23 protein-coding genes and 1 pseudogene are annotated in these 26,499 nt (G+C 68.6%); 10 read left to right on the forward strand and 14 right to left on the reverse strand.

The annotated features are described in order from the left end of the window. Positions 1-164: 164 nt before the first annotated feature. The 5 genes from ACFV3E_RS12315 (at position 165) to ACFV3E_RS12335 (ending at position 4,427) form a co-directional block, all read left to right on the forward strand. Positions 165-1,349: a sensor histidine kinase gene (locus ACFV3E_RS12315; protein WP_500534621.1), complete on the forward strand. Its 1,185-nt coding sequence runs from the start codon at positions 165-167 to the stop codon at positions 1,347-1,349. Beyond that, positions 1,346-2,005, forward strand: a complete 660-nt coding sequence (locus ACFV3E_RS12320) for a response regulator transcription factor (protein WP_500534622.1) — start codon at positions 1,346-1,348, stop codon at positions 2,003-2,005. Before ACFV3E_RS12315 ends, ACFV3E_RS12320 begins: the two co-directional genes overlap by 4 nt. A 378-nt stretch (positions 2,006-2,383) precedes the next feature. Continuing rightward, positions 2,384-3,112, forward strand: a complete 729-nt coding sequence (locus tag ACFV3E_RS12325; protein WP_500534623.1) for a DUF2470 domain-containing protein — start codon at positions 2,384-2,386, stop codon at positions 3,110-3,112. Between the two features lie 125 nt (positions 3,113-3,237). After that, the gene (locus ACFV3E_RS12330; RefSeq protein ID WP_500534624.1) at positions 3,238-3,813 is read left to right on the forward strand and encodes a GNAT family N-acetyltransferase; all 576 of its coding nucleotides are present in this window, start codon (positions 3,238-3,240) and stop codon (positions 3,811-3,813) included. A gap of 149 nt (positions 3,814-3,962) precedes the next feature. Then, a complete protein-coding gene (locus tag ACFV3E_RS12335; RefSeq protein ID WP_500534625.1) occupies positions 3,963-4,427 on the forward strand; it encodes an MmyB family transcriptional regulator in 465 nt (154 codons plus the stop codon). A 247-nt stretch (positions 4,428-4,674) separates the two neighbouring features. Here the strand turns inward: ACFV3E_RS12335 and ACFV3E_RS12340 are convergent, their stop codons facing one another. After that, positions 4,675-4,926 (reverse strand): hypothetical protein, encoded by a 252-nt coding sequence (locus tag ACFV3E_RS12340; RefSeq protein WP_500534626.1) that lies wholly within the window; start codon positions 4,924-4,926, stop codon positions 4,675-4,677. Between the two features lie 11 nt (positions 4,927-4,937). Between ACFV3E_RS12340 and ACFV3E_RS12345 the strand changes: the two genes are divergently transcribed. Continuing rightward, the gene (locus ACFV3E_RS12345; RefSeq protein ID WP_500534627.1) at positions 4,938-5,792 is read left to right on the forward strand and encodes an alpha/beta fold hydrolase; all 855 of its coding nucleotides are present in this window, start codon (positions 4,938-4,940) and stop codon (positions 5,790-5,792) included. A 1,327-nt stretch (positions 5,793-7,119) separates the two neighbouring features. Beyond that, on the forward strand, positions 7,120-10,449 hold the full coding sequence (locus ACFV3E_RS12350; protein ID WP_500534628.1) for a S8 family peptidase: 3,330 nt from the start codon (positions 7,120-7,122) through the stop codon (positions 10,447-10,449). A gap of 635 nt (positions 10,450-11,084) precedes the next feature. Here ACFV3E_RS12350 and ACFV3E_RS12355 read toward each other — a convergent pair. Beyond that, positions 11,085-12,200, reverse strand: coding sequence for a hypothetical protein (locus tag ACFV3E_RS12355; protein ID WP_500534629.1), 1,116 nt, complete (start codon positions 12,198-12,200; stop codon positions 11,085-11,087). A gap of 278 nt (positions 12,201-12,478) precedes the next feature. Here ACFV3E_RS12355 and ACFV3E_RS12360 point away from each other — a divergent pair, with 278 nt between their 5' ends. Then, positions 12,479-12,892: an Imm10 family immunity protein gene (locus ACFV3E_RS12360; protein WP_500534630.1), complete on the forward strand. Its 414-nt coding sequence runs from the start codon at positions 12,479-12,481 to the stop codon at positions 12,890-12,892. A 658-nt stretch (positions 12,893-13,550) separates the two neighbouring features. Here the strand turns inward: ACFV3E_RS12360 and ACFV3E_RS12365 are convergent. The 12 genes and pseudogenes from ACFV3E_RS12365 to ACFV3E_RS12420 all read right to left on the reverse strand — a co-directional run bounded on the left by ACFV3E_RS12365 (position 13,551) and on the right by ACFV3E_RS12420 (position 24,525). Further along, on the reverse strand, positions 13,551-14,690 hold the full coding sequence (locus ACFV3E_RS12365; RefSeq protein ID WP_500534631.1) for an NADAR family protein: 1,140 nt from the start codon (positions 14,688-14,690) through the stop codon (positions 13,551-13,553). A gap of 245 nt (positions 14,691-14,935) precedes the next feature. After that, on the reverse strand, positions 14,936-15,823 hold the full coding sequence (locus ACFV3E_RS12370) for an SDR family oxidoreductase (RefSeq protein WP_500534632.1): 888 nt from the start codon (positions 15,821-15,823) through the stop codon (positions 14,936-14,938). Positions 15,824-15,877: 54 nt separating this feature from the next. Continuing rightward, a complete protein-coding gene (locus ACFV3E_RS12375; protein ID WP_500534633.1) occupies positions 15,878-16,261 on the reverse strand; it encodes an MmcQ/YjbR family DNA-binding protein in 384 nt (127 codons plus the stop codon). A gap of 126 nt (positions 16,262-16,387) precedes the next feature. Beyond that, positions 16,388-17,305 (reverse strand): NADP-dependent oxidoreductase, encoded by a 918-nt coding sequence (locus tag ACFV3E_RS12380; protein ID WP_500534634.1) that lies wholly within the window; start codon positions 17,303-17,305, stop codon positions 16,388-16,390. 52 nt (positions 17,306-17,357) lie between these two features. Further along, positions 17,358-17,987, reverse strand: a complete 630-nt coding sequence (locus ACFV3E_RS12385) for a nitroreductase family protein (protein ID WP_500371247.1) — start codon at positions 17,985-17,987, stop codon at positions 17,358-17,360. Positions 17,988-18,064: 77 nt separating this feature from the next. Continuing rightward, positions 18,065-18,889 (reverse strand): isocitrate lyase/PEP mutase family protein, encoded by an 825-nt coding sequence (locus ACFV3E_RS12390; RefSeq protein ID WP_500534635.1) that lies wholly within the window; start codon positions 18,887-18,889, stop codon positions 18,065-18,067. Between the two features lie 644 nt (positions 18,890-19,533). Continuing rightward, positions 19,534-20,058 (reverse strand): methyltransferase domain-containing protein, encoded by a 525-nt coding sequence (locus tag ACFV3E_RS12395; RefSeq protein WP_500534671.1) that lies wholly within the window; start codon positions 20,056-20,058, stop codon positions 19,534-19,536. 53 nt (positions 20,059-20,111) lie between these two features. Next, positions 20,112-20,333 (reverse strand): annotated as a pseudogene (locus ACFV3E_RS12400) (rRNA adenine N-6-methyltransferase family protein); the annotation flags it as partial. A gap of 360 nt (positions 20,334-20,693) precedes the next feature. Continuing rightward, entirely contained in the window at positions 20,694-21,800 is a 1,107-nt protein-coding gene (locus ACFV3E_RS12405; protein WP_500534636.1) for a metal-dependent hydrolase family protein, read from the reverse strand. A 408-nt stretch (positions 21,801-22,208) separates the two neighbouring features. Beyond that, positions 22,209-23,051 carry an alpha/beta fold hydrolase gene (locus ACFV3E_RS12410; protein WP_500534637.1) on the reverse strand — a complete coding sequence of 281 codons (843 nt, stop codon included), beginning with the start codon at positions 23,049-23,051 and terminating at the stop codon, positions 22,209-22,211. A gap of 152 nt (positions 23,052-23,203) precedes the next feature. Then, positions 23,204-23,716, reverse strand: a complete 513-nt coding sequence (locus tag ACFV3E_RS12415) for a cupin domain-containing protein (protein WP_500534638.1) — start codon at positions 23,714-23,716, stop codon at positions 23,204-23,206. Positions 23,717-24,306: 590 nt separating this feature from the next. Then, positions 24,307-24,525 (reverse strand): PLD nuclease N-terminal domain-containing protein, encoded by a 219-nt coding sequence (locus tag ACFV3E_RS12420; protein WP_500534639.1) that lies wholly within the window; start codon positions 24,523-24,525, stop codon positions 24,307-24,309. Between the two features lie 542 nt (positions 24,526-25,067). Between ACFV3E_RS12420 and ACFV3E_RS12425 the strand changes: the two genes are divergently transcribed. Then, entirely contained in the window at positions 25,068-25,553 is a 486-nt protein-coding gene (locus ACFV3E_RS12425; protein ID WP_500534669.1) for a DUF6431 domain-containing protein, read from the forward strand. A 57-nt stretch (positions 25,554-25,610) separates the two neighbouring features. Next, the gene (locus ACFV3E_RS12430; RefSeq protein ID WP_500534640.1) at positions 25,611-26,180 is read left to right on the forward strand and encodes a GNAT family N-acetyltransferase; all 570 of its coding nucleotides are present in this window, start codon (positions 25,611-25,613) and stop codon (positions 26,178-26,180) included. Positions 26,181-26,499: the final 319 nt, after the last annotated feature.

Below are 26,499 nucleotides of genomic sequence, written 5' to 3' on the forward strand. Positions count from 1 at the left end.
TGACGAGTCTCAGGGGCCTCAGGAGGCGCCGTGTACTTCGAACGAAGTAGTTCTGCCATCCGCTTCGACGGCAGGCGCTCTGCCGTCCCGATCGACCGAGGCAATTGCGCGGTCTACATCATTCGAAGTACACGGCGGCCGCACACGTGAACGAGAATCGGTTCATGGTCAAGGCGCAGAACAGTCAGGACGGGCTCGCGGCACCGCTGTGGGTCCGCCGCCCCGAGGTGCTGCACCGAGGTGCCTATGCGCTGGCCGCGCTGGCGTTCACCGGTCAGATCGTGGCGGTGATCCTGAGGGGTGCGGATTGGCCGACGGCCCTGTCCGTGCTCCTCGCCGGCGGCGGTGTCGCCCTCTCGTGGTGGAAGCCGTGGTCGGGACTGGTCGTGACGAGCGCGGCGTCCTTCGCCGTCACAGCGGTGGGCCACGACCCCCTGTCGGTGTGGATGATGGCGGTACTCGTGCTGTTCTCGGTCACCCTCAGGGGAAAACAGCCGCTGGCCGGGACCGGCATCGTGGCGGCGTTCTTCCTGGGGGCGTTCATGACGGTCGGGGGATTCCGTGGCGGCGCGGTCGTGGGAGTCGCCGCCGTCTTCTCCGCTGTGGCAGGAGGTGCCACAGGGGCCGCGCTCCGCATCCATCGGGACCACTGGTGGACCCTGGAGGAACGGGCCGAAAGCGCCATCGCCACCCGCGAGATCGAAGCCACCCGACGAGTGACCGAAGAACGACTCCGCATCGCCCGGGACCTCCACGACGTCATCGGCCACCAGGTCGCGATGCTGAGCCTGCACCTCGGTGCAGCGGAAATCGGGCTGCCCGAAGACGCCGAGTCCTCCCGGCAGGCCCTCGTCTCCGCCAGGTCCAGCGCCCGCACCGTCATCGTCGAAACGCAACGCATCCTCGCGCTCCTCCGCCTCGGGGACGACGTCTCCGACGACGAGGCGCTCCGGCCGACCCCGGCGCTCAGCGGCCTGGAAGGACTCATCGCCTCGTTCGAGAGCATCGGCCTCGACATCCGGCCCTCCATCGACATCCCCGCCGGCTTCGTGGAGCCCAGCGTCGGCGTGACGGTCTACCGGGTCGTTCAGGAAGCACTCACGAATGCCTACCGGCACGGAGAGGGGACGGCATCGGTGGACGTGCGCGAGCACGACGGCAGGATCTGCGTCACCGTGGAGAACCGCGTCGGTCGCTCACCCCGCGGCTCCGACTCGGGCAGCGGACTCGGACTCGTGGGGATGCGCGAACGCGTGGAGTCCTCCAGCGGGCGCCTGACGATCGACAGTCACGACGGGCGATTCCGGGTCCACGCGGAGTTCAGCCCCCTGGGAGCCGTCGTCCGATGACGCGGATTCTGATCGTCGACGACCAGGACGACATCAGGGCCGGGATCCGGGCGATGCTCCGGCTCGACCCGAGTCTCGTCGTCGTGGATGATCTCTCCGATGGACTCCAGGTCGTCCCCTTCCTCCGGGAGCACCCCGTCGACCTGGTCCTGATGGACATCCGGATGCCCGGCATCGACGGTGTCGAAGCCACCCGCCGGATCCGCGCAGAGCATCCACCCGAAAAGACGCGGGTGATCGTGCTGACCACTTTCGACCAGGACGACATCGTTCTCGCCGCCCTGCGCGCGGGCGCCAACGGTTTCCTGAGCAAGACCGTGAGCCCCGCTGAACTCGTCGCCGGAATCACCGAGGTCGTCGGCGGTGGCGGTGCGCTGTCGGCCGCCGCGACGGCCGCACTCATCGGTCACATGACCGACAAGCCGCCCCCGGTGATCGACCAGGAGCTGCTGCGACGCTTCGGCGCTCTGACACCCAGGGAGCGGGACGTGGTCGTTCTCATTGCAAGCGGCCTCGGCAACGACGAGATCGCGGCCCAGATGTACGTGTCGCCGTTCACCGTGAAGACGCATGCGGTGCGGGCCATGACGAAGGTCGGCGCACGCGATCGGGCGCAGCTCGTCTCGTTCGCCTTCCGGGCCGGCCTCTACCCCTGAGCCGCGCGCGTCATCCGCGCCGTGCGAGGGCGCTCACGTCCGGTGTGGTGGTCACCGGGGCGCGTGCAGCCGACCTCCGGGACCTTGGGCCCTGGGCCAGGCGTTCCGGCAGCGCCCGCGAGCGGCGGCCGAGGTCCAGCAGGCGTTCGGCGACCGTGGGCATACGGGACGCCAACTCCGACAGGTCCGATGCGGACACCCGGCCCGGGACGACCTCTCCTGCGAGGGCTTCACGTGGATCGGGCACCAGCCGGGAGGTGTCCCGGTCGGATACGAAGCCCGGGTCGACGCGGAAGGCCTCGGTCAGCCGGAGTCCATAGGCAGGACGCGCCAGCGGTGCATGCTAACTTAGGTAAGGCTAACCTAAGGAGAGCGTTGATGGCCATTGCATTCGTCCAGGCGGCCTGCCCCACCAACGCAGAGCGGATCCGTTCGGTCCTGGCACGTTCCGACTCCCTGAGTCTTACGACCGATGGCAACTGCTACGACCTGATTTCCCTGCACACGGTCGACAGCAGCGGAACGCTGCGGCTGCACGTCCCCTCGGACAGCCTGCTTGCCGACGAAGCAGCGTTCACCCCGCGCGGCATTCTCGCGAGTCTGGTCGAGTTCACCGACCTTGCCCCCACAGCGGTCCGCGACCGGGTCCGGGCCCGCGTGTCCCTTGCCGGCTTCCTCACCCCAGCCGAGATCCAGGATGCGCCCGAGGTGCTTGTGCTCCGGCTCGATCCTGCCCGCGCCGCCATCGAACGGGACGGGACGACCGCCGGCGTCGACCTTGACGAACTGGCCGCCGCGCAGACCGACCCGTTGGCCATCGAAGAGACAGCGCTGCTCACCCATCTCGACCGGGACCACAGCGATGTGATCGCCCAACTCGGCAGGCTCCTCGACCGGAACGTCCTGCAAGACGTCGTTCATCTGCGCCCGATCGCACTGGATCGCCACGGACTCACCCTGCGGTGCGAGTACGCCCGGGGGCACCAGGACGTCCGGGTTGCCTTCCACTCTCCGGCCCGCAGCGCAGCCGACATCGGTCAACGGGTCGCGCACCTCATGGCCCTGGCCCGTGGCGGTTCCCGTCGGTGCCGCACCGATCACCGGTGAACAGATCGATCACTGCCTGCGGCAAGGTGCCCGACCCACGTGCCGGAGGGCGATCTCCTCGCGGAGTTCGTGAACCCTCTGCATTCCCCTCTGCATTCCCCCGACGTCATGAGAGCGAGACGGCATTGACCACGGCGGCGCCCCACTTCACCGGCCGCCTCGGCCGTCCGGGCACGGTGCGGACCGCCACCCTTGCGGACACCTGGGCTCTGCATCAGCTGTCCTCGGCGTTCGTCCCCGGCGGCGCGCTGCGAGAGCGCCCGCTCGACCACTATGCCCGTCATACGGGCGACTTCCTCGTAGCCGAGAACGAGGCAGGGGAGGTCGAGGGCTGTGTCGCGGTGCACCGCTACCAGGAACGACCGCCCGCGTACAGGAGCCTTCGGCAGGCAGGTCCTGCGGGAGCCGGTTGCGCCGCCGCGGTCCTCTACAACTTCTGCGTCGCACCCGGTAGCCAGGGCCATGGCATCGGTTCGGCCCTGTTGCGGACCGCGCTCTCCCGAACCGGAACGCAACCCGTGTTCACCGCGACCACGGGCAACGCTGAACTGTTCCTACGGCTCGCCTTCCGCTACTGCGACGCAACCACCGCACCTGCCGCCTGGCTGGCCACACTGGACCCACGTCGAGGGTCGAGGATCCTGACCCGATCGGCCGGGTCCCTTTGCCGGCCGGTGGAAGCATCCGGACGCCCGGAGTGATCCTTATCGTCCAGGCATTCGCCTCGTCGGTGTCGCAACTCCTTCTTACGCCCGATTGCCTTCGATCACGTGTCGGGGACGTCGGTGTCCTTTCGGGCGACGGGAGGGCACCCCGAGTCAGACAGGGTGTCTGACTCGGGTGCCATGCTGTGCCGGGTGACACGCTGGCCCAGAACCACCTCGCCCGCGCTGTGTTCGGTGACCTCACCGGCCGCAGCGGTCCCGAGGCGAGCATCATCTACCGTTGGTTCACCGACCCCGGCACGCGCTGCGGGTACCCGGTCGAAGACCACGCCAACGAGTCGCGGGCCCTGGTCGCCGACCTGCGGGCCGCCGTCGGCCGCCGTGACGACGACCCCGCCCGCACTCTGGTCGACCAGCTGCGCAGCGCCAGCCCCGAGTTTGCCGCGCTGTGGGATCTGCACGACGTCGCCGTGATGCGGTGCCGCCGCAAACGGATCCTGCACCCCGAGGTCGGCCTGCTCGATCTGGACTGCCAGTCCCTGGTCGACGAGGACCGCACCCAGGTCCTCGCCCTGTTCTCGCCGGTCGCCGGTACCGCGACCGGCGAGCGGCTCACCCTGCTCGGCCTCACCAGCAGACCCCACCCGTAAACACGCTTCGCCCACCGGTCCCCGACCGCGGCTAGGGTCCGGACGCGGTGACAAGGCCGGCTTCGTGCAGGAGCCCCTCGGCTGTAGACCTGCCCCCTTGCGGGACCGCCTCAACATCCGCCAGCTCGGGCGAGCGGCGGGCATCTCGTGCCCTGACGCGCAGCCTCTCCCGGGCTTCGGCTCCCGTCGTGCGGAGCCGCCGGAGCCCGGACCGGCAACGCGCGGAGGCGTATCGGCGACCGTGAGATCACGGCTCCCGCCGCGAGCCCGCCTCACGGATGCCGGCCTCCAAGGCTGCCATCAGGGCGACAACCTCCACCGGCTCGGCCGGCTCGGCCGGCTCGGCCGGCTCGGCCGGCTCTTCCGCCTCGGGCCCGGCCATCTTGGCCGCCACCAGTTGCTCGAGCGCCGTGGCGTACTCGTCGTGGTATTCGGCGGTCCGCGTGCGACGTTCCCGCAGCAGTATTATCACAATGCCCGTTTTGTCCACCTCTGCCATGAGGAGGCATCTTGTTCACGGCCGGTGGGATCCGCACGAACGACGGCGTGACGATCCGCTACACGGAGGCAGGCAACGGGCCCCCTCTCGTCCTCCTGCCCGGCTTCTCGCAGACCGCGGCCGAGTTCCGCAAGCAGACCGACGCTTTCGCCGCAAGCCATCGGGTGCTCGCCGTCGATCTACGCGGGCACGGCCTGTCGGACAAGCCCGCGTACGGCTACCGCGTCGCGCGGTTCGCGGCTGATCTGCGCGACCTCCTGGTAGGGCTCGACCTGTGGGACGTGGCGGTGCTGGCCCACTCGCTCGCGTGCACGGTGATCTGGTCCTACTGGGACCTTTACGGGGGCGACCGGATCTCCCGACTGGTCCTCGTCGACCAGGGCCCTATCGGTGAGTCCGCATCCGGGGACGAGGCCGAGCGACTCGGCGCGTTCCTCACCCCCGGGGTGACCGCCGAGCTCGTTGCCGGACTGCGCGGGAAAGACAGGGAGGCGGTGGCGCGTGCCCTCCTGCGACAGATGCACACCGCGGACCTCGACCCCGAGGACGCGGACTGGCTGCTCGGCGAGAACCTCACCCTGGCAGGCGCGCACGCCGCCGCTCTCCTGCTGGACTACGTCCACAACGACTGGCGGGACGTACTTCCCCGGGTCGGCGTGCCAACACTGGTCGTCGGCGGCGAGGCGAGCATGTTGTCGCCCGCGGTCGCCCCGGAGGTGGCCGCATGTATCCCCGGCGCCCAGTGCCGGGTCTTCACGGAGCGCGAGAAGGGGAGCCACCTGATGTTCTGGGAGAACGCCGCCGGCTTCAACGAGGTGGTGGCCCGATTCCTCGACCAGAACTCCGGGAGCCGGGGTCTCTCGTGACGAACCCTCCACGGGGCCCTGGCAGCAATCCTGTTGAGCAGGAAGGTGCATTCGAGTGACAGGGTGACCGTCAGGATTCCGGAAGCCCTTGTTCCCCCCCGGATGCCGGCCTCGAGCGCGGCCATCACCCGGCTGCGCGTCCGCCGCCCCGGCCGAAGCGCCGGCCCCCGCTCCCTCGAGCACAGCGGTGACCTCGTGGCGTCCCGGTACGACGTCGACGAGCACCGGCATCCCCGCTCCCCGGGTCGCGTATGCGGGCGTCCATCACGATCGCCCAGACAGTACGACAGGCAACGTGTCCGCACGGCAAACCGCCGTGCGGACACGTCATGGACTATCGCCAGTAGCAGATGCCCGTGTGACTGCCGTCTTGGCCGGTCGACGAACTCCCCGCCCTGCTCAGCGCCGTCGGCCGCGAGCAGTTCCACGCCGCCCGCGCCCGTCCGTCTCCGACACGCACGGCGCGCCGACGGACACCACGCCCTGGCCCGGGCAGTCCGCCCGCCTCCTCATCGACCTCGTCGCCGGAGGCCTCGTCAAGTCCGCCGCGGCGCCCGCACCTCGCCCCGCTGCGACGACGGCCGCGACCTCGACACCGGCGAGGCCTGCCGGACCTGTGAGCGGAAGGCGGAGGACCGCTCGAAGGCCGCGGCCGCGCCGCTGCAGGGCGCCTTCCTGACAGCCGTACCCGGTGCGGCCCTGCCGCCCGGTCGCCCCGCGGCGGCCCCGCTCCAGCCCATGAGGACGTGCCGCGGCTGCGCGAAGTCCTCTCGGTCGCTCCCAGCCGACGGCGTCTGCATCGACAGCCGTGAGGAAGGCGGTCCGAACCTGCCGAGATTCCTTCGGTAGCCTGAGTCGCTCGCCGACTGTTAGGCCTCTTATCGCCAGGTCCGCGCCCTCAGCGGATTTCGGCCCTTCGAATCCGGCCGAACCGAATGGGGAGGGCGGGAAATTTCGAATTCCGGACAGATTCCCCACGAGGTCGGGGTGAGGGCTGCCGACCCTCGTGCGCGGTGGCCGGCTCCCAGTGTCTCGCTGCATGCATCGTGGCAGGTGGCACGCCGTCTGTGTCTGTCCTGCCGGACGGCGGATGCATTGGGGGCGATAAGTGCGCTAATGCCGGGCATAATTCACCGGTTGGTGACCTGTTTACCGGCTCGCCATCCAAGATCACCCCATTGACACCCTCTCGGGGCTGGTGCTTCGCTGTGCGACGCACCCCAAGTCCACCGTGAAACCCACGTGTTGGCGCGGGGTGAATGAACGAGAGGAAACCGTGAAATTCACGTCCAAGAGACCTGCGATCGGCACGGTCTTGGGAATCAGCATGCTGCTGGTCGCCGCTACCCCGTCGGCGTCCCTGGCACTCTCGGCGCCCACCGGCACGGCATCGTCGGCCACGCCGTTCTCGGCCTCGGCCTTCGGAACGGGCCCCGAGGTCAAGGGGACTGCGGCCGGGACCGGCGTGCAGCGGTGGATTCCACTGATCACCGGTGACCGGATCGCGGTGAACGCGAAGGGCGAGATCGTGGCCGCGCGTCCCGCCAAGGGCCGTGAGGACATACCCATCCGGGTGGAGACCCGTGACGGCCACACCTACGCCATGCCGGACGACGCCCGGGACCTCGTACAGAGCGGCCGGGTGGACCGGCGTCTGTTCGACATCACCACACTGAGCGGGCCGGCCTACGAGCAGCGTCATGACCTGCGGCTCATCGTGATGTACGACGCGGCCCGTCCGGCGGCCAGGACGGCCCTGCGCTCCACCGGTGGCGCCGAGGTCGAGCGCACCCTGTCGAGCGTCAACGCCGACGCCGTCACCGCGCCCGCGAACGGCACCGCGGAACTGTGGTCCGCGGTCACCAGTGGGCCCGCCGACGCGATGAAGCGCACCGTCGCACCGGGTATCGCCTCGGTGTGGCTGGACAGCGTCGTCCAGGCGAGCCTGGACAAGAGCGTCCCCCAGATCGGCGGCCCCGAGGCATGGGCGGCCGGTTTCGACGGCACCGGTACGCGTATCGCCGTCCTCGACACGGGTGTCGACACCACGCACCCCGATCTGGCCGGACAGGTCGTCGAGGAGCGGAACTTCTCCGACTCGCCGGACACCGAGGACCGGTTCGGTCACGGCACGCACGTCGCATCCATCACGGCCGGCACCGGAGCCAAGTCCGGTGGCACGTACAAGGGTGTGGCGCCGGGGGCGCGCATCCTCAGCGGCAAGGTCCTCGGCGACAGTGGCAGCGGCAGCATGTCGCAGATCATCGCGGGCATGGAGTGGGCCGTCGCCGAGAAGGCCGACGTCGTCAACCTCAGCCTCGGCGCCTACGACTCCCCGGAGATCGATCCGGCGGAGGAGGCCGTCAACAGGCTGTCGGCCGAGAGCGGAACCCTCTTCGTCATCGCGGCGGGCAACAACGGCGAGCAGGGATCCGGAACGGTCGGCTCGCCGGGCAGCGCCGACGCCGCCCTCACCGTCGGCGCGGTGGACAAGCAGGACAAGCTGGCCCCGTTCTCCAGCACCGGCCCGCGCGTCGGTGACGGCGGCATCAAGCCGGATCTGACGGCGCCCGGCGTGGCCATCGGGGCCGCGGCCGCGCACGACAGCTACCTGGCCAGTGTCGCCCCCTCCGTCGCGGACGGCTACATCGCCCTCAACGGCACCTCCATGGCCACCCCGCACGTCGCCGGCGCCGCCGCCATCCTCGCCCAGGAGCACCCCGACTGGACCGGCGACGACATCAAGGACGCGCTGGTCTCCTCGACGACGCCTGTCGGCTACACGGCCTTCGAGCAGGGCTCGGGCCGAGTCGACCTGCGCAACGCGATCAAGCAGACCGTCGTCGCCCGCGAGACCTCGCTCTCGTACGGTGTCGCGCAGTGGCCGCACACCGACGACCAGCCGCTCACCAAGAACCTCACGTACCAGAACATGGGCGACTCACCGGTCACCCTGAAGCTGACCGTGGACGCCACCGGACCGGACGGCACTCCCGCGCCCGCCGGGATGTTCACCGCGGACGACCAGGTCACCGTCCGGGCGCACGGCGAGGCGACGGTGAAGGTCACCGCAGACACCCGCCTCGGCGGTGACACGACCGGTGCCTTCACCGGACGCGTCACGGCCACCGGCGACGGGCAGACCGTGGGCACCGCGCTGGCCGTGGACCGCGAGTCGGAGATGTACACCGTCACGGTCAAGGCCCTGGACCGCAAGGGCAAGCCCGCACCCGCCCCCGCCTGGGACGCTCAACTGCAGGGCCTGGAAGGAGCCGCCAAGGGCGCCAACACCGTGCTGAGCGGCGACACGCACTCGGTACGCGTCCCCAAGGGCCGGTACTTCCTCAACAGCATGGTCCGGGTCGACCCGGCGGGTTCGTACGACCAGGGCGGTGACTGGTTCAACCAGCCCAACCTCGACGTCACCCAGGACACCACGGTGACGGTGGACGCACGCACCGCCAAGCCGCTGGACATCACCGTCCCCGACCCTGCCGCCCAGTCGGTCCTCGGCTTCTTCAGCGCGGGCATCGACCTGGCCGACGGATACAGCACCCGCTACGGGGTCTTCACCGAATCCCTCGCGCAGTACCGCACCGGCCACCTCGGCCCCAAGGCGGCCGCGGGCGACCGGCTGACCCAGCAGCTCATGACCACCTTCTCCACCGGCGTCAACGGGCACGACGAGTACCACCTGGTGTACCAGCCGACCGGTGACAGGTACCTCACCGGCTTCACCCACCACGCCAAGTCCCGGGAGTTCGCCCAGGTCCAGGTGAAGCTCGGAGCACCCGCCAAGGGCAAGTTCGGATTCATCACGCCGGGCACCGAGGGCGGTGCAGGACTCGGCACCGTGCACGCCCTGCCCTACACCGGCACCCTGCACCTGCTCTCGGGGAACCCCTCGTGGCAGCTGGGCTTCATGCAGGTCGACGCGAACGACTCCTACGAGACCAGCTACGACGCGCTGCCGAGGACGTTCAATCCCGGACGCTCCTACCAGCACGTGTTCAACGTCGGTGTCTTCGGGCCGGATCTCCCGGAGGGCGCCGGACTCATCGGGCTGCTCCGTGCGGACGAGGCGATCGACGGACGGCTTCCGCTCTTCTCGGACAGCGAGGGGAACATCAGCGAGAACAACTCGCCGATCGAGAGCGCGCGAACGTCCCTCTACCGCAACGGTGAGCTCGTCAACTCCAGCATCTACCCGATGGACGTCTTCTACATCGCGGAGAACGAGCGGGCCGACTACCGGCTGACCGTCTCGGTCAAGCGCGGTGCGGTCGCCGACGTCTCCACGAGCATGACGACGAGCTGGACGTTCTCCTCCGAGTACGCCCCCGGCATCAAGAAGCTCCCCACCTCCGTCGTGCGCTTCACCCCCGCCCTGTCCCTCGACAACACGGGCAAGGCCCGGGCGAAGGTGTGGGTGCCGGTGACCGTCCACGGCACCGCCGCGGGCAGGAACCTCAAGTCCCTGAGCGTGTGGGCCTCCTACGACAAGGGAGCCCACTGGCAGAAGCTCAGCGTGTGCGACGGCCGGGTCCAGGTCACCAACCCCAAGGCCGGCGGCAGCGTCTCGTTCAAGGCCCAGGCCATGGACAAGCAGGGCAACACCGTCGACGAGACCATCGTCGACGCCTACCTGACGAAGTAGCCCACGCTCGGGGCCGGAACCACGGTTCAGGGCTCGCACCCACCGCGGTTCCGGCCCCGCGGCCCCCTCCGGGTTCCGCGGACCTCAGTGCAACGACGCGAAGGCGCCCGCCCCGGGAGCATTCCAGGGGTCGATGAGACACCGCGGTGAGTTGATCAAGCCGCAAGCAGTTTGGACAGACGCTCGGCTGGGGCTTCCCAGCCGAGCGTCTTGCGTGGACGGCCGTTGAGTTCAGCGGCGACTGCGGCCCGACGCCCCGGTCGGCGACGAGCGGCTCTGTTCACGAGAAGGGATTGCCGCGAGCAACCTGAGGCATGAGCGGCCCCGTCGCGGCAGGCGGCCCCATGTTCGGCGTCAGGGCCCGTTCCGACCGAGGGCCCGGCCTCTTGAGCGGGGCGGCGATTTCCCTGGTGAATCATGTGATCTTGTGAAAACGGCGCCGCCTCTGCGCCCCCAGATTCCCGGCGCCGACCGGAAGCCTTCATCGCCCTCACCGCCCGCAGTGAGGCGCGTCACAGGCGGCGCACCGCCTCGAGCAGCAGCTCTGGCGCGTGAGGCCCAGGCCGCCCGCACGGATCCTGGCAAGGTGGGCCGCCCAACGCTGCCGGAGCATCCAGAGCCGGCCTGACCGTCCGTCACCCACCGGTGCGGCCCCACCGGGTGGCACCGTCCCCGTCGGCTGGCAGCTTGCCGTTCGCGGCCTTGGCGGCCGCGATGCCGCGGGCGAGCTGGAAGGCGGCGACCGGGTCGGCCTTGTCGGTCCAGGGTTCCGCGCCGCACCAGGGGCCGATGAGCCGGAACTGCTCGAGTGCGGCGTCGTGGTCGCCGTTCTCGCCCAGGTAGTGCGCGAGCAGGTGCCGCAGGCGCGGCAGCTCCCGGGCGTCCTCGGGAACCTGACCGATAGATCGGGTGACCTCCGCCAGGACGCCCTTGACCCTGGCCGTGGTCACGGGCGCCATGGCGCGGTGCCGTTCGGTGAGTTCGGACAGGGCGTGCAGGTAGATGCCCGAGAGGGGGCTGCCCTCCGGGGCGTTGTGCACGGCGCGTTCGGCGAAGTCCATCATCTGCTTGTCGGTGCCGCACCACTTGGCGCTCCAGTACTGCAGTGCCTGCCAGTGCCCCGCGTAGTGGTGCGGGGCGCGCTCGGCGAGTCCCTCCCACAGCGGGTTGAACTGCATGCCGCGGTACTTCAGGGCGCGTGCGGCGGTGATCATGACGACCCACGGGCCGGGGTCGCGGGGCGCGAGCTCGGAAGCGTGTCGCGCGGCTTCCATGGCGGCGGGCAGCATCTGCTTGAAGCGCCGCATGCGCTCGGAGGGGACCTGGTTCGCGTAGCCGGGTCCCCGGGCCTCCCAAGCCCGGTGCACGAGCAGTTGTGCGTGGAGTGTGGCGGCGTCCCCGTTGTCCGGGTCGTTGCGGCGCCACTCGTCCAGCCAGGCGTCGTCCTGACCAGCGATCTCCTGTAGCAGTTCCAGCCGGTGCCAGCGCTCCTCCCATTCCTCACCCGTGCGGTTCACGTAGGAGGCCGGCGTGCGCCAGTCGCCTCCCCACGCGGCGTCCGCGACCGCCTGCATCTCGTCGATCCGGTGAGTGGGCAGGGGCGGCCCGGCCCGCCGGGCGTCGAGCATCGCGGCGGGCACCATCCCGTACTCGGTGGGGTCGAAGCGGGTGCGGACCCATCGCTCGAGGCGGGCCTTATGCACGGGGGCGAGGAGGTTCATCACACCGGAGATCATCCAGACGGCGGTCACCTGGGGCAACCCGTCGCCATCGAACGACTCGAGTGACCAGCGCCAGCGCACTCGGCATCCTCTACGAGCGGGCTGTGATGGCCATCGACGAGCGACCTGACCCGATTTACAGATCACCGCGAGAGTGGGGACGGGCATTGCCCTGCCCATAGTTCGCATCGAGGGGTACGGCGCCGGGCCGGGTCGCCTCAGCCGTTGAGACTCCAGCCCAAATCCGTTCCACCGACCACACGCGGGAGTTCCCCTCGGTGTCAGCGGCCGCTGGTAGAACACGCCCCATGACTTTCAGATTTGAAGCACACGTCGCGTTCGGGTTCGACGATCCCGAGCCGGACGGCACCGTGAGCGCTGGGATTGCCGAGTCCGACGACGAGGAGGACTTCTCGCTGTCATTCATGTGTCGCTTTGACGAGCCCGACGAACAGGACGTGCGTCTCGGCTTTGACTCGCACTGTGTTGTCACGCCCGACCAGAACACGGCGTACGGGTGTGTGCGCCGGGTCGAACTGGACGCCGATGTCTTGCGGATCACCCTGGACCCCGAGTCCGTGGATGCGCTGGGGCTGGAGGACCCGACAGTCGAAGCCGTCCTACGAGCGCCGGCTCCGGATGTGGCTCGCATGCTCGAAGTTCTTGCGCGCATCCTGACCTACGGGCGACCCGACGCCCGTCCCTTGGTGATCGCCCTGTAGGAGGCATGGTCGGGCCGTTCCTGGGCCGTCCAAGGCGACCGGACGTTGACCAGCGATGACAGCCAACGAGCGCGTCTACGCAGGTCAACGGAGTCAGGGGGATGGAAGCGCGCAGGTGGGGCGCTCGCTCACCACTTCCAGAAGAACTCGCCGATACGTGATCCAGCACCGAGTCCCTGCTGGAGCATTGACCTACCCGGCAAAGGTGAGCAGCATACGCTTGTGATCAGGCATCATCCAGCGATGACACAGGGCCATCATGGCAGTTGAACCACGGCATGATGTGCGACGGCTGCGTGTGCGGCTGCGCGGCTACCTCCTCGCCGTGCCGATCCTTGCTGGGTGGGCGGTCATAGGTCACTGGTGGGTGCCTGAACCGTGGTCAGCCAGCATGGAGACCATGCTCGCCATATTTGCGGCATCCGTGCTCTACGGCGAGATCCACGCCTGGCGACTCCGTCGTATCCACCGTATGTCCGATCGACCGGGAATCAACGGGCAACAACGGTGAGTGTCTACTGATTCCTTGCGTGATGGCGCCCGGCTCAGCGCGGCTTCGGGACGAAGAAGCCAGTGCCCTAAGTCGACTTGGCATCGCTTCGCGTACGTACCAGGTCGCGCTCGCCGACCCGGATGCCGGCACGGTTGCCCGGGTTGGCTACCCTCCCTCGTTGACGACCCGATCTGCCAGGAGTTCAGCTCGGGTGAGTTCGAGCAGGCGACCCACCCAGTTCCGGCCTTCCCGCGGTCCGCGGTCGGTCCCGTGCGGCGACTCGGAGATCCCGGTGTAGCTGATTCTGGCGTCGCCCGTGGACAGCAGCACCTGGGCGAGCTCCGGGTGCTGGGTGAACTTTGCACGCAACAGCGCGGCCATGACAGCGGTGCGGACGAGAAGCCACTCGGGCCGCAGCGGGACGCGACCTCCGGCCTCACGGGCCTCGTGAACCGTGGCTGCATCACGGATGTGATCGTGGTCGGAGCGGTCGGCCGCCGCCAAGGCCCAGTAACCGTGCAGCACTGTTGGATACCGCTGGCCCCGGTACAAGAACGGCGCCGGGAACTCGTTACGCAAGGCGAACAAGTCCACTCGCTCCGGCGGCTCGTTGGGTGGGTTGACCCGTTCATTCGACGTGATCGCGGGAACCCCCGCCCCTTGCGGATCATCGGCATGCAGCATTCGGTACAGTTCACGGCTTCGTTCCACGCCCCGGTCGCCGGCACGGAAGTACTCCAGAACCTCGCGGTGCATCTCCGCCGTGGCAATCGGGCCGTCGCCACCCACGGGCTCGCCGAGATCGGTGATCAGCTTCCGCAAAGGGACGTCTTGCAGGTCCATGTCGCCCAGCACATAGACCCGCCGATGCGCCGGAATGGTCAGATACGCCGCCCGGACATCCTGGCGATTGCCCTCGGTGGGCTCCTCCATATAGTGCCTGATCGCCCCCCAGCACCGGTCGGAACTGGTCGGCCGCCCGTTCAACGACTCGATCTCGTCCTGCACCTCGCCCACGAAGCCTTCGTCCGTCAGCGGTTCCGGATAGCGGGCGGACCACCGGGGACCCTCCCGGGTCGGCGCTGGGGCCAGGCGTTCAGGGTCGGTGAGAGCGATCAATCCGGACGTCAGCCGCTCCCGGAGTCCCTGCAGATCCATCTCACCCACGCAGCGGATCGCGCCGTCGGCGTAGACGAAGAGATCAGCCGGGTAGTAGCCCGCGTACGACTTGGTCCACACGTGGCACCACGCCCCGTGGATCCGCTCCCCATCCACCAGTCGATACGTCGGCCCCGTCCAAACCATGCCCGCAGCCTAGCCCGGTCGATCCCGAGCCCCATCGGGCCGACCGCCGTATGGGGTGCGAGGATCAGCAATTCCCGGCAGCGTCCACTCCCCTTCCGTGGCCGGCCTCACATGCCAGATCCGCCGGACGCGTTGGTGCAGCCAGCGCCCTGGCCGAGCACTCGGACGGAGGCAAGGGAGACCCGGTGTGTGCGGAAGGTCAGTGGTCACTCACCCTGTCCGGTCCCGGCGGCATCCCGAGGACTTCAGCCCAGGGCGGGATAGTCGCCGGCAGCGAGGTCGTCGATCAGGCGTGGGTGGGTGGGCTCCCATCCGAACCGTTCCCGGGTCAGTGCACTCGACGATGGCATGTCTAGGGCGAACACGCGACCGATGAGGCCGAAGCGCTCAGGCGGCGCCGACTCGACCGGCACCGCGAGAACACCGCCGATAACCTCGGCCAGCGACCTCATGGTGTCGCCCTCGTCGGCTACCGCGTGCAGGACCGTGCCCGGCGCAGCGTCCTCGAGTGCGATGCGGAACAGCCTCGCGGCGTCAAGCAGGTTGACCGCCGGCCATCGCTGTGTGCCGTCGCCGACGTACGCTGACACGCCCGTCTTCTGCGCGGCGGCGATGAGCACCGAGCAGAAGCCGTATGCCGACCCGCGTTGGTGCACGGAGCGCGGCAGCCGCACGACGGAGGATCGGACGCCCTGGGCGGCCAGGGTCAGCACCACGTCGGAAGTGCGGCCGCGGCCACCGACCGGACCGTTGGTGGTGTCGCGGTCCTCCTCGGTGGAGGTGTGGCCCGGCACCATCGGCGTGAGGCCGGCATGCACGAACGGCTTGCCACTGCCTTCGAGTGCGGCGGCGAGGGTCTGCACGGCGCGCGCTTCCTCGGCGATGCCCTGTTCCAAGTTGCTCCAGTCGTTGCTGAAGGCCAGGTTGATGACACCGTCGGCCTGCGCGGCGCCGGTACGGAGGCTGTCAAGGTCGGTGAGGTCGCCGCGGAGCGGCGTCCCGCCGGCGGCGGCGACGGCCGTAGCCGCGGCATCGGAGCGGACGAGGCCGATGACCTCGTGACCGGTGGCGATGAGTTCGGGAACGACAGCGGAGCCGATGCTGCCGCTGGCGCCAGTGACGAAAACGCGCATGGGGGCTCCAGATGACTTCTGCGACGCTGCGTCGCAGGATGGGCATTCAGAGGGTCAGGCGTGGCGGTCGTAGGTGTGTGGATCCACGGGTTGCTTGGACTTGGGAAGCCCGCCGACCACGAGACGGTAGGAGTCGGTCACGAGTTCCTTCACCAACTTGTCGTCGATGGTGTCTCCGCCTTCCACTGTGATCCAGTGCCTCTTGTCCATGTGGTAGCCGGGGGTGATGCCCGCGTACTGCTCACGCAGGGCTGTGGCGTCGTCAGGATCGGCTTTCAGGATCAGGACGGGGCGTCCAGGCATATCGGTCATGAGCATGAAGAGCTTGCCGCCCACCTTGTGGAGCTCCCAGTCGGGGCCGAAACGATGCTCCTGGTCGGTGCCGGGCAGTTCCGCGGTGTAGTCACGCGCGATCTTCTGCACTTCTTGTCCGTCCAAGGTGATCAACTCCTCTGGTTCGAGTGCCGGCGTGTGTCGGTTCGGGTCCTTGCACCGGTCGGTGCCTGATGGCCGTGGCGTAGATCAGGACCGTGACCTGCCGCTCGGGCGGTGGCCGTCCACCACTTACGGGAGGACGCGGATGACCGTCTTCCCGAGGCGTCGGGTGGTCGGGTTGAGGGCGCCGATGGCATCGTCGAGGCTCGCGATGTCGCCGATGTTGGTGCGCAGTCGTCCGTCCCGCACCCGCTGCACGATCTCACCGAGTTCGGCGCGATCGGCTTCGACGACGAAGTCCACGGCCAGGCCGTCAGCGGGCCGTGCTTCGACCGGGCCGACGATGGACACCAGTGTTCCTCCGGCCTTGATCAGGGCGGCGGACTGCTTTTGAACGTCGCCACCGATGACATCGAAGACCAGGTCGACGCCGCCGACGTCTTTCAGCGTGTCGTTCTCGAGGTCGACGAACTCGTGCGCGCCGAAGTCGAGCGCCTTCTCACGGTCGGCGGCGCGTCCGGTGCCGATGACGTAAGCGCCGGCTTCACGTGCGAGCTGGGTCACCATCGTCCCGACTGCCCCGGCTGCGCCATGAGCGAGGACAGTCTGGCCGGCCTGGAGGCGGCCGTGCTGGAACAGGCCCTGCCACGTGGTGAGACCTGAGATCGGCAGGGACGCGCCTACCGTGAAGTCGACGTCGCCTGGCAGCGGTGCGAGGTTGCGTGCTTCGATCGCCACGTACTCCGCGAGGGTGCCGTCGCGGTGCCAGTCGGCGAGGCCGAACACCCGCTGCCCGACCGAGAGACCCGTCGTGCCGTAGCCGAGAGCGGTGACCACTCCGGCCAGCTCGTGACCGGGGATCGACGGGGTCTTGTCACGGCCGGCGCGATCGGCCCAGGTGGACGGCCACTCCATCTCTGTGGGGACGAAGCCCGATGCGTGGATCCGAACGATGACGTCGTTGATCGCCGGGAGCGGCTCAGGCCGTTCCGTCAGCGTCATTCCGGCCGTTCCCGCGGCCTGGTCGGTGACCACAATGGCTTTCATTGAAATGGCTCTTCCTGGTAGGCGTGGTGAGTTTTGGTTTCCGGATGGGTTTTTAGACGAAGGTGAACAGCTGGTCCGGGTCGAAGCGCGAGATCGGGGTGGTGTACACCCTCTCCGGGTCGGGGTAGCCGAGGGCCAGCAGCACTGTCGTGGTGTGTCCGTTCTCGCGGATCTTGAAGGCCTTGTCGACGCTGGTCGGGTCGAATCCCTCCAGCGGCGTGGCTTCGACGCCGAGCTCGGCGGCCGCCATCATGGTCAGGCCCACCGCCATGTAGGTCTGCTTCTCCATCCAATGGTTGAGGTCCTTGTAGCCGTAGTTGCGAAGGTTGAGGAAGTCCCGGGTCATGGATTCCCACAGCTCCTGCTTGGACGGATCAGGGAACCGGCCATCGGCCCTCTCCTTTGCGAACACCGCCTCGAGGTGGGTGTCGGGCAGATCTGCCCGGGTGGTGAGGATGATGGTGTGCGACGCGTTGAGGATCTTCTCGGCGTTGTCCCGGAATCGTTCGCCCAGGTTGTCGGCGAGCCGCTCCTTGCCTTCGGGCGTGGCGAGGACGTAGAAGTGGTTGGGCTGTACGTTCACCGATGACGGCGCGGAACGCAGGAATCGCAGCAGCTGCTGAAGGGTTTCCCCTGGAATGGTCTTGCTGGGATCGAAATACCTGGTGAGATGCTTGTTCATGAGCTTATCGAGATTCACGTGAATATGCCTTCTTCTTGCGGTGGGTGGGTGAGGAGCGGCGATTCGAAGGGTCTGGGCTATTTCGTTCCGCGGGCAAGTAGTTCGCTGATGCGCTCGAAGCTGGTTCCTGTCGTCGCGGTGGTGAGGTCACCCGCGACGAGAGCCTTGATGGCCTGGTCGACTGCCTCCATTGCGTGGGTGTAGAGCGCTGGACCCACGCTGATGCGCTTGACCCCGGCCTTCTGCAGTTCAGCGACGGTCAGCACCTTGTCCGCCGGCGAGATGAGGACGTTCACCGGTTTCGGTGCGACGGCGGTGACGATCGCGACGAGTGCGTCGAGGTCGGGTGGGTAGGGGGCGTAGAGCACATCCGCGCCGGCCTCCGCGAAGGCCGTCAGACGCCGGATGGTGTCGTCGAGATCGGGCCGTCCCTGGATGAAGTTGTCGGTGCGGCCGGTGACGACGATGCGCCCCTTGGCAGCCTCGACGGCGCTCCGTATGCGGTTGACCGCCTCGTCGAAGTCGCGGATCGGTTGATCGGGATTGCCCGAGGTGTCTTCGATCCCGATACCGGCCAGGCCGGACTCGACGGCGGCTTCCACGGTCGCAGCGACGTCTTCGGGCGTGTCGCCGTAGCCGTCCTCGAAGTCCCCGTTAACGGGCAGCCCGGTGAGACGGCCGAGCAGCCGCGCATGCTCAAGGTGCTCACCACAGGTGACTTCGTGACGCCCGTCGGAGCGGCCGAGTGTGGTGGCGAGTGCCGCCGATGACGTCGCGATCGCCTCGAAGCCGGCATCGGCCAGCATCAGCGCCGATAGGCCGTCCCATGCGTTCGGCATGACGAGACCGCCGTCGCGGGTGTGCAGCGCCATGAATTTCTCGTAGAGGTCGGAGCCCGGCATGTCGAACCTTTCCCGAGTGATCGTTTTTGGACGGTGAGGGGTCCACCGGCTGTGTGCGCAGCCTCGACGGGGGTCCCGGCAATCAGCCGGGCGTACCGGCCGAGCTGTCGGCGGGGACGTCGCAGTGCCTCGGCTGACCGGTTCTGGCCTCGACCTCCTCTTTGTGCAGCGGGACTGGGCCGAGCACTGAGAACTCGACGCCTGCATGCATGGTGGCTACCGCCCTGGAGATCCTTGTGAGGTGTCGCTGCTTGGCTGTCCGCAGGGAACCGCCTTCTCCAAACGTACCGCAGATCGGCGACTTTTTCGGACCGGATGGTCCTCTCGTTCCCGCGAGGCGTCCAGCTTCTGTACAGGTAGGAGCCCTCTGTGGCGGCTGAAGCGCAGGATCCAGTGGACGAAAGCGTCCCCCCGTGGTCACGCACCCTGCTGGGCCACCTTCGCCCGTCGGGGGAAGTGCGGTCCCGTACGGAGACCGCGACGAAACCCCGTGTGACGCAGTACCGGGACTCCGCGGCGCCGCCTCGCCCTAGGGGCACCTCAACTCCGGTGCGGCTGTGGCTTTCGGCGCGCATGAGCGTCGAGCGGCAGCGGTCGGGCTCTCCTGGTGCTCCTTCTTGGCGGGCGGCTGGGCTTGGCCCGTGTCACCTGGTGTGGGACCAGGAGAAGGAATGGCCCCCGTCGCGTGTGATGGTGATGCGGAACTGGTTCAGGGCGGGGGATCCGTCGTGACGCGACCGTAGGAGGTGGTCTTCGATGGGGTCCCAGATGCGTTCGGAGCCGCCTTGGCGGACCCGCCAGCCGTGCGGGCCGGGCTGGAGCAGGGCCCAGCTCCCCGCGTCGGTGTCCATGAGCGGCTGGCCGCGGCTGCCGAGGTGGAGGCGTTGCGCAGCGGGTGCGGCGGTCTGGGCGACGAACCGGGCCGTCCAGTCGTCCAGGTTGCTGGCGTCGATGGTGGTGTCGCGATCGATGCTGGCGTCGAGGTCGGGGAGCATCCCGAGGGACGGGGGCTGGTGGGGGCGGGCGAGCATGAAGGAGACCTGCCCGTCCAGGAGCCGTCCGGTCGCGGTGCCGTCGTCGTGGACGGTGAGGCGGGCCAGTTCCGAGGCGTGCATCCACCCGGACAGGGTGGCCAGGATCTGGCCGCAGGGGCGGGTCTGGGCGTCCATTCCACGGGGATGGTGAGCACGCCGCAGGCGGCAATGACCCGGTCGTACGGGGCGCCGTCCTTGTGCCCGGCCAGCCCGTCGCCGGTGACCAGGTCGGGGGCGTGGCCGAAGGTGGCCAGCGTGGTTGCGGCCGCGGCCGCCACCGCTGGGTCGATTTCGACGGAGGTGACCAGGTCGTCTCCCAGGCGGCGACACAGCAGCGCGGTGGAGTAGCCGGTGCCGGTGCCGATCTCCAGGACCCGCATGCCGTCTTCAACCTGGAGGTCTTCCAGCATGCGCACCACCAGTCCTGGCGCGGTGCTGGAACTGGTCGGCTGGCCCAAGATCCGGCCGCGGAGGTCGGCGGGCACGATCGTCCCGGCGATCTGGGTGACCAGCGAGACGTCGGTGTGCAGCCGGACAGCCGGCCTTCGTCGCCAGGCATCACCGGCTCCCACACCGTGGGGGCCGAGCTGGGCAACTGGCGGAAGAAGCCTCCGCGCAGGAACTCGTGCCGGCCAAGGTGCCGCGCCGCCGTCTTGGCTGGTGGGCGGTGGTGGCCGGTTGCCGCTCGCAGGCGAACGGTGCTTGCTGTCCGTTCGGCGAGCGGCGTCGGCCGGATGTTGGAGAGATCGCTCCGGCGGAAGACCGTCAGCTCACCGCACGCGGGTACCGGCGCGGAAGACTGCCTGTACGTCGAGGACGGCTGCGGGATCATGCGCAAGGTCGCCGCCCACGACGAGAAGGTCCGCGTCGGCACCGACGGAGATGCGGCCCTTGCGGCCCTCGACGTGGCACAGGCGGGCCGCCAAGCTGGTCATGGACCTGAGCGCGTCCAGCGGCGCGACGCCCAGCCGGGCGAGGTCGGCCACGCCGTGGGGGAGGACGTTGTGGGGCTTCCAGGGCCCGATGCCGGCGTCCGATCCGATGACGACCTGCGCGCCGTGCTTGTGCAGGTTGCGGTACGTGTCCAAGACGCTGTTGACATGTGCGGTCATGGCATGTGCGGTCATGGCCTTCGGCGGCTGCACGGCTTGTCCGGGGGCCAGGCCCAGCGTCAGGCTGACGAAGGTTCCCTTCCTCGCGATGGTGTCGATGAGATCGGGGTCGGTGGCGACGCCGTCGGCGCTCAGGAAGGAGACGTGTTCCAGGCTGTCGACGCCTGCTTCAACGGCGTCCCTGATGGCCTGGATGCCGTGGGCGTGGGCGGCCACCGGCAGCCCGAGGCGGTGTGCTTCGTCCACGACGGCACGCAGGTCGTCCAGGCTGTACTGGGATGCGTGCGGCGGCACCGAACCGGGTGTCATGTGGCCGCCGCTGGCCATGATCTTGATGACGGTACAGCCGCGGGTGTGACGCTCGCGGACGGCGGCACGGAGCGCTTCGGCGCCCTCGACCTCGCCGCCGAGGAAGTGACAGTGGCCGCCGGGCGTGGTCAGCGGAGGGCCGGCGGCCAGGATCTCCGGACCCTGCTCCGTGTGCTTGGTCATCTCCTCCGCGAGAGTCAGCGAGAGGTAGCCGCGGTCGCCGAGGTCGCGCATCGTGGTGATGCCAGCCAGTAGGGCGGACTGGGCGGCGGCCCGCATGTGTGCGAGCAGGTCACTGTCGGAGGCGGAGACCAGGGATGTCACAGGGTCCGGTCCGGCGTCGAAGGCAAGATGGACGTGAGTGTCGATCAGGCCGGGCAGCAGACAGGCTGAGGCGCCGAAGTCGATGACGTCGCTGCCGTCGGCGGGCACCGCGCCGGTTCGGTCGACGCGCACGATACGGTCCCCCGAAACATGCACAGTGGCCGGACCCGACAGGGTGTATCCGTCGAACATCGAACCGGCATGCAGGGCAAAGGAATTCAACAGTATTTCTCCGATCGGAAGGCGTGGGTCGCTCGGGGCCTCGGCACATGCGAAATTCGACTCTTGCCAGGTCGACGAGGGAGTTCGCACGGGTGCCCCGCCGACAGTCGAACGGCGACCGGAGGCGGCGCCCATTCGGCAGTGCGGGGGCCGCTCCTTGATCGGGCGATGCTTCGCCGCCCGGGACTCACGGGCGGCGAGGACTGCCGCCGTGAGGCTGGTGCCGCCGTCCCCGATACCGTCGTAAGGTCTGAGCGCCGTCAAGAAGACGACGTTGCCCGCACGGGTGTGACAACGCGCCGCGAGAGTGCGAAGGCGTCAGCCGAAGAACTTCTCCAGCTCGGCGGCGAGCGCTGCAGGCTGCTCTTCCGCGATGTAATGGCCGCTGTCGGCGATGGTGGCGTAGCGGATGTCGGTGGCCTTGCCCTCCATCATCGCCTGCACCACGGCGACGTACTGGCCACCCAGTCCCAGGACAGGCATCGTCAGCGGCGGGTAGGAGTTGTTGTCGGCCAGGTCCTGGTGGAACGTCCGGTACACGCCGAAGGCCGCGGCCACCGCTTCGGGCGCGTCGTAAGCCGCGGCGTACAGGGCACGGCTCTCCTCGCTGATCCGCTCCGGGTGGAGCGCCAGGTGCTCGGTCGACCAGTCGATGATGTGCCGGAACCGTCCCGCCAGCAGCTTGACGGGCAGGCCGTCGACCTGGCTCAGCGGATACCACCAGGCGTTCGGCTGTTCCGGGGTGGGGAAGGGGCTGATGACGTCGAGGAATATCTGGGAGAAGGGTCCGCCCTCCCAGATGGCGAGCTTCTTCGTGGCCCGGGGGTGGTTCGCGGCGAAGCTGTAGGCGACCATCGCCCCGATGTCCCCGCCGGCGATGTGGACCTGCTCGTGGCCCAGGCCGCGGATCAGTTCGTAGACGTCCTGCGCCATGTTCTTCTTGTCGTAGCCGCCGGCGGGCTTGTCCGAGGCGCCTTGCCCGCGGTAGTCCACGGCGATGACGCGGAAGCGCCGCGCCAGTGGGGGGAGGAGTTCGCGCAGAGCGTGCACGGTGCGCGGCCATCCGTCCATGAGGACGAGCGGCTCGCCCTCGCCTCCAGTGGTGTAGTGCAGCCGGGTGCCGTTCACCTCGGCGTAGCCGTCTTCGAATCCTTCGAGCATGCTTGGTACTCCTGTGTGCGATGTGGTCACTTGGCGGAAGTCGGGCCATGACCAGGTGAGCGGCGGCCTTGTCGGCGGATGCCCCCGTGCATGACGGCCACCTGGCGCCCTCGTTTGCCGCAACGCGGCCGGGCCGTTGGGTGGTGTGGAGTTCAGGAGGGTTCTGGAAGGATGATCGACTTCGCCAGCCCGGCCATGATGTCGAACCGGGCGAGCTGGTCGTCGTCGATGACCGACGGTGGCGCCTCACCGGGCCTGGCGGGGAGGGCGTGATCGACGAAAATCTGTTCCAGACCCGGAGGCGTGAAGATGAAAATCATCCTTGCGGCGTGGCTGGCCTTGTTCTTGAAGCGGTGACGGACCCCCCGGGGGATGTGAATGAAGTCGCCCGCGACCGCGGTGAAGAGATGGTCCCCGTCGAGGAACTCCAACTCCCCGTCGAGGATGTAGAACGTCTCTTCCTGCTCGGGGTGCGCATGAGGAACGGGTCCGCCGCCGGCCGGAACCGTGGCCTCGATGAAGCCCATCCCGCCGTTCGTCTGCGCACCCGTGGCCTTGATCGTGTAGACGTCACCCGCGGCCCACACCGTCGGGCCCTTGCCTGACGGCACGTGGAACGCGCCGCGCTTGTTCCAGTGCGGGTCGTGTGAGTCGAGATCGGCCAAGGAAAAGGTCATTGGTTCCTCGAAGTCTGGCGGGGATTGACATGGAAGGCGTCACAGCCGTCCGTGCGGGCCTGTGACGCAAGGTGGACCGTCAGGCTCTTCGGCGGAGGGGAGTGGTTTCGATCCGCCAACGGCCCGTGTTCCGCCGGAGGATGCGCGGAGTGATCACTTCTGGATCGTGTAGGGCAACGCCGTGCCCGGAGTCTCCGCGATCAAGGCGTACGTATCGTCGACCATCCAGGGCGTGACCGCGAGTAGTCATCCGGCTCCGCAGCCGCTCGGGACAGGGGCCGTACCTGCAACGCCCCAACCGGTCCTGGCAATTACCTTGCGGAGTTTCATTGGCGGCCTTTCGGGTCTTTGTGGTTGCGAGGTCGTATCGTGCATGGCGCCTACGCAGGCGCGCGAGGGTGTTACCGATGGCTCGGAGCGCTGCCCGGCGCCTTCGTCACCCCTCCGCGGATACGGCCGTGAGCCGCGCGAAGGCGCGACAGCCCGCCGTCCGCCGCGAAGCGACCGTGCTGGTCGCAGTCATGAGCAAAGGGTGTGATCGGTGCTGCGACCCGACAGGGAGCCGCGAGTAACCGAGCTCAGTCCGCGGACGGCCGGCCCTCGACAGGAAGGGACCGCTTGCCCAGGTTTCGCCAGGCTATGGCGCCCAGGAGCGGGGTCAGGACCATGATGACGAGCCAGCCCGCCTTGGGCAGCATTCGAATGCGGGCTTCGGGGGTCCTGATGCAGTCAACCAGAGCATAGATGTACAACACCGCGATTATCGCGTATATCGCGCATTCCGGCACTGCCGTCATGGAGTTATCTCCTGTGCCGCGGCAGTGACTACCGCAGCCAGTCCGGCAGATCCCCTGTCGTGCCCGGTAGTTGTGATCACGATGATTCCGCCCCTTCCTGTGATCGTTACGGGTGGCTCAGTGCGCAGCCAGGCAACTTCGTTGCCCTTGAGCGAATACGGTCAGGAGTTGGCCGGGCGGCGCGATCCGCAGGCCCGCTCCACTGCCAGTTCCTCAGGTGGACGAGACAGCCACCGCCAATGTGACGGGTGCGGAGGGACTTGGTGACGAAGGAGCGCTTGCGTGCCATCGGCCAAGGGCGTCTTGGCAGGAGGCGGAACATCCCTGGGGCCGGTGTGCCGGCCAAGGGAGGCGACGCGATCCCTTGGGTGGGTGCCCGCTGTTCGTTGGACGACACGTTGGATGACGACGTAGGGGCGGGTCCGCGACATTCACAGTGCACTTGACTCGGTGGAGGTCGGGGCAGGCTTCTTGCGGTTCGTGGGCGACGACATGGTGCACACGGCGGGCGGGGCGGGAGCTGCCGGGTGCTCATCGTGGACATGGACCCGGTTCGGGTGGAACACGTGCTGCGTCAGGACCAGTTGGCCTGTCCGAGGTGCGCCCGGCCGTTGGCGGGCTGGTGGCATGCGTGGCCTCGTAGGATCCGGGGCCGGTTCGGTGCGGGGCTGATGTTGAGGCCCCGCCGTACGCGGTGCCCTGCCTGCGCGACGACCCATGTGCTGCTGCCGGAGGCGGTGCTGCCGCGCAGGGCGGATGCGGCAGAGGTGGTCGGCGCGGGGCTGGAGATGGCCGCCACCTGCCGGGTCACCGATGGCGGACGCGGTGGTGGCGGTTGCTGTGGCGGCGGAGGCGGCCCGGCGCTGATGGAGCCAGGAGGGACTGTTGACCTGGCGTTTCGCATGCCGGTTCAGCCGCGGCGCCCTGCTGGCACCAGCGGCCGACCCCAGGTAGCCGGCACCGGGTCCGAGGGAGCGGGAAACTCGTTTGCCGACCGTCAGCGGGGTCGGCCAGGATCTGCGGCGTGATCTCTCGCCTCTGCAGCCACCGTCCGCACACCACCACGCCTGCAGAGGATCACGACTGTGAACTACACCGTCCGCGAGTACACGCCCGCCGATGAGACCGCTTGGCTGCACTGCCGGGTGCTGGCCTTCTTGACCACTGCCTACTTCGACGACGTTCTGCAGGCCAGGCCCGGCACGTCGGCCCCGGGCCTGGACCTGGTCGCGGTCGATGAGGACGACCGCCTCGTCGGGATCATGGACACCAGCGTCGAGGGCGACCTGGCCACCATCGACACCGTCGCAGTCCACCCCGACCACCAGCACCGCGGCATCGGCCGCCGACTGCTGGAGAAGACCCGCTCGCGGGCCCGGGCCGCCGGGGCTTCCATGCTGGATGCCTGGACGCGCGACGACGCGGACACCCTGGCCTGGTATCGGGCGATGGGCTTCGCCGAGAGCGACCACTACCTGCACGTCTACGCCGACCACTACGCCTCGTCCGGTGAACCCGGCCACGCTATCGAGGCTGCCCGAGCAGGCCTGCGGCCCATCGCACTGTTCCTGCACGCCACGCTCGCCGACGAAGAGGGACTGCGGGGCGAGTTCGCCCGGGTCCACGTCTGCCGCCGCTTCTCCACGCCGGTCTGAGTCCGGCCGCCCCGGCCGCCCCGGGGGGCCGCGGGCGGGGCCTGGTCCGGGCCGGTCCGTGGGAGTCGATCAACACCAGTCGCCTCTGGGCACGCACCGTGTCGGCGCCGACGCTGTGTCGTGACTACCTGTCACCGGGTGGTCGTGACCCAGAGGGGAGCGTGGAGGCCGCATGGTGTCCGTCGAGGAGGACCGCCGCCGGGCGGAGAAGACGCGGCAGGTGGCCCTGTTCCGGTATTCGCTGATCCAGGAGTTGGTCGATCCGCAGCTCTCGGCCGGACAGCGCGGCAGGCTGTGTCGGCAGATCGCCGAGGCCGAG

The organism is Streptomyces sp. NPDC059718 (assembly GCF_042733315.1).
Classification (GTDB): domain Bacteria; phylum Actinomycetota; class Actinomycetes; order Streptomycetales; family Streptomycetaceae; genus Actinacidiphila.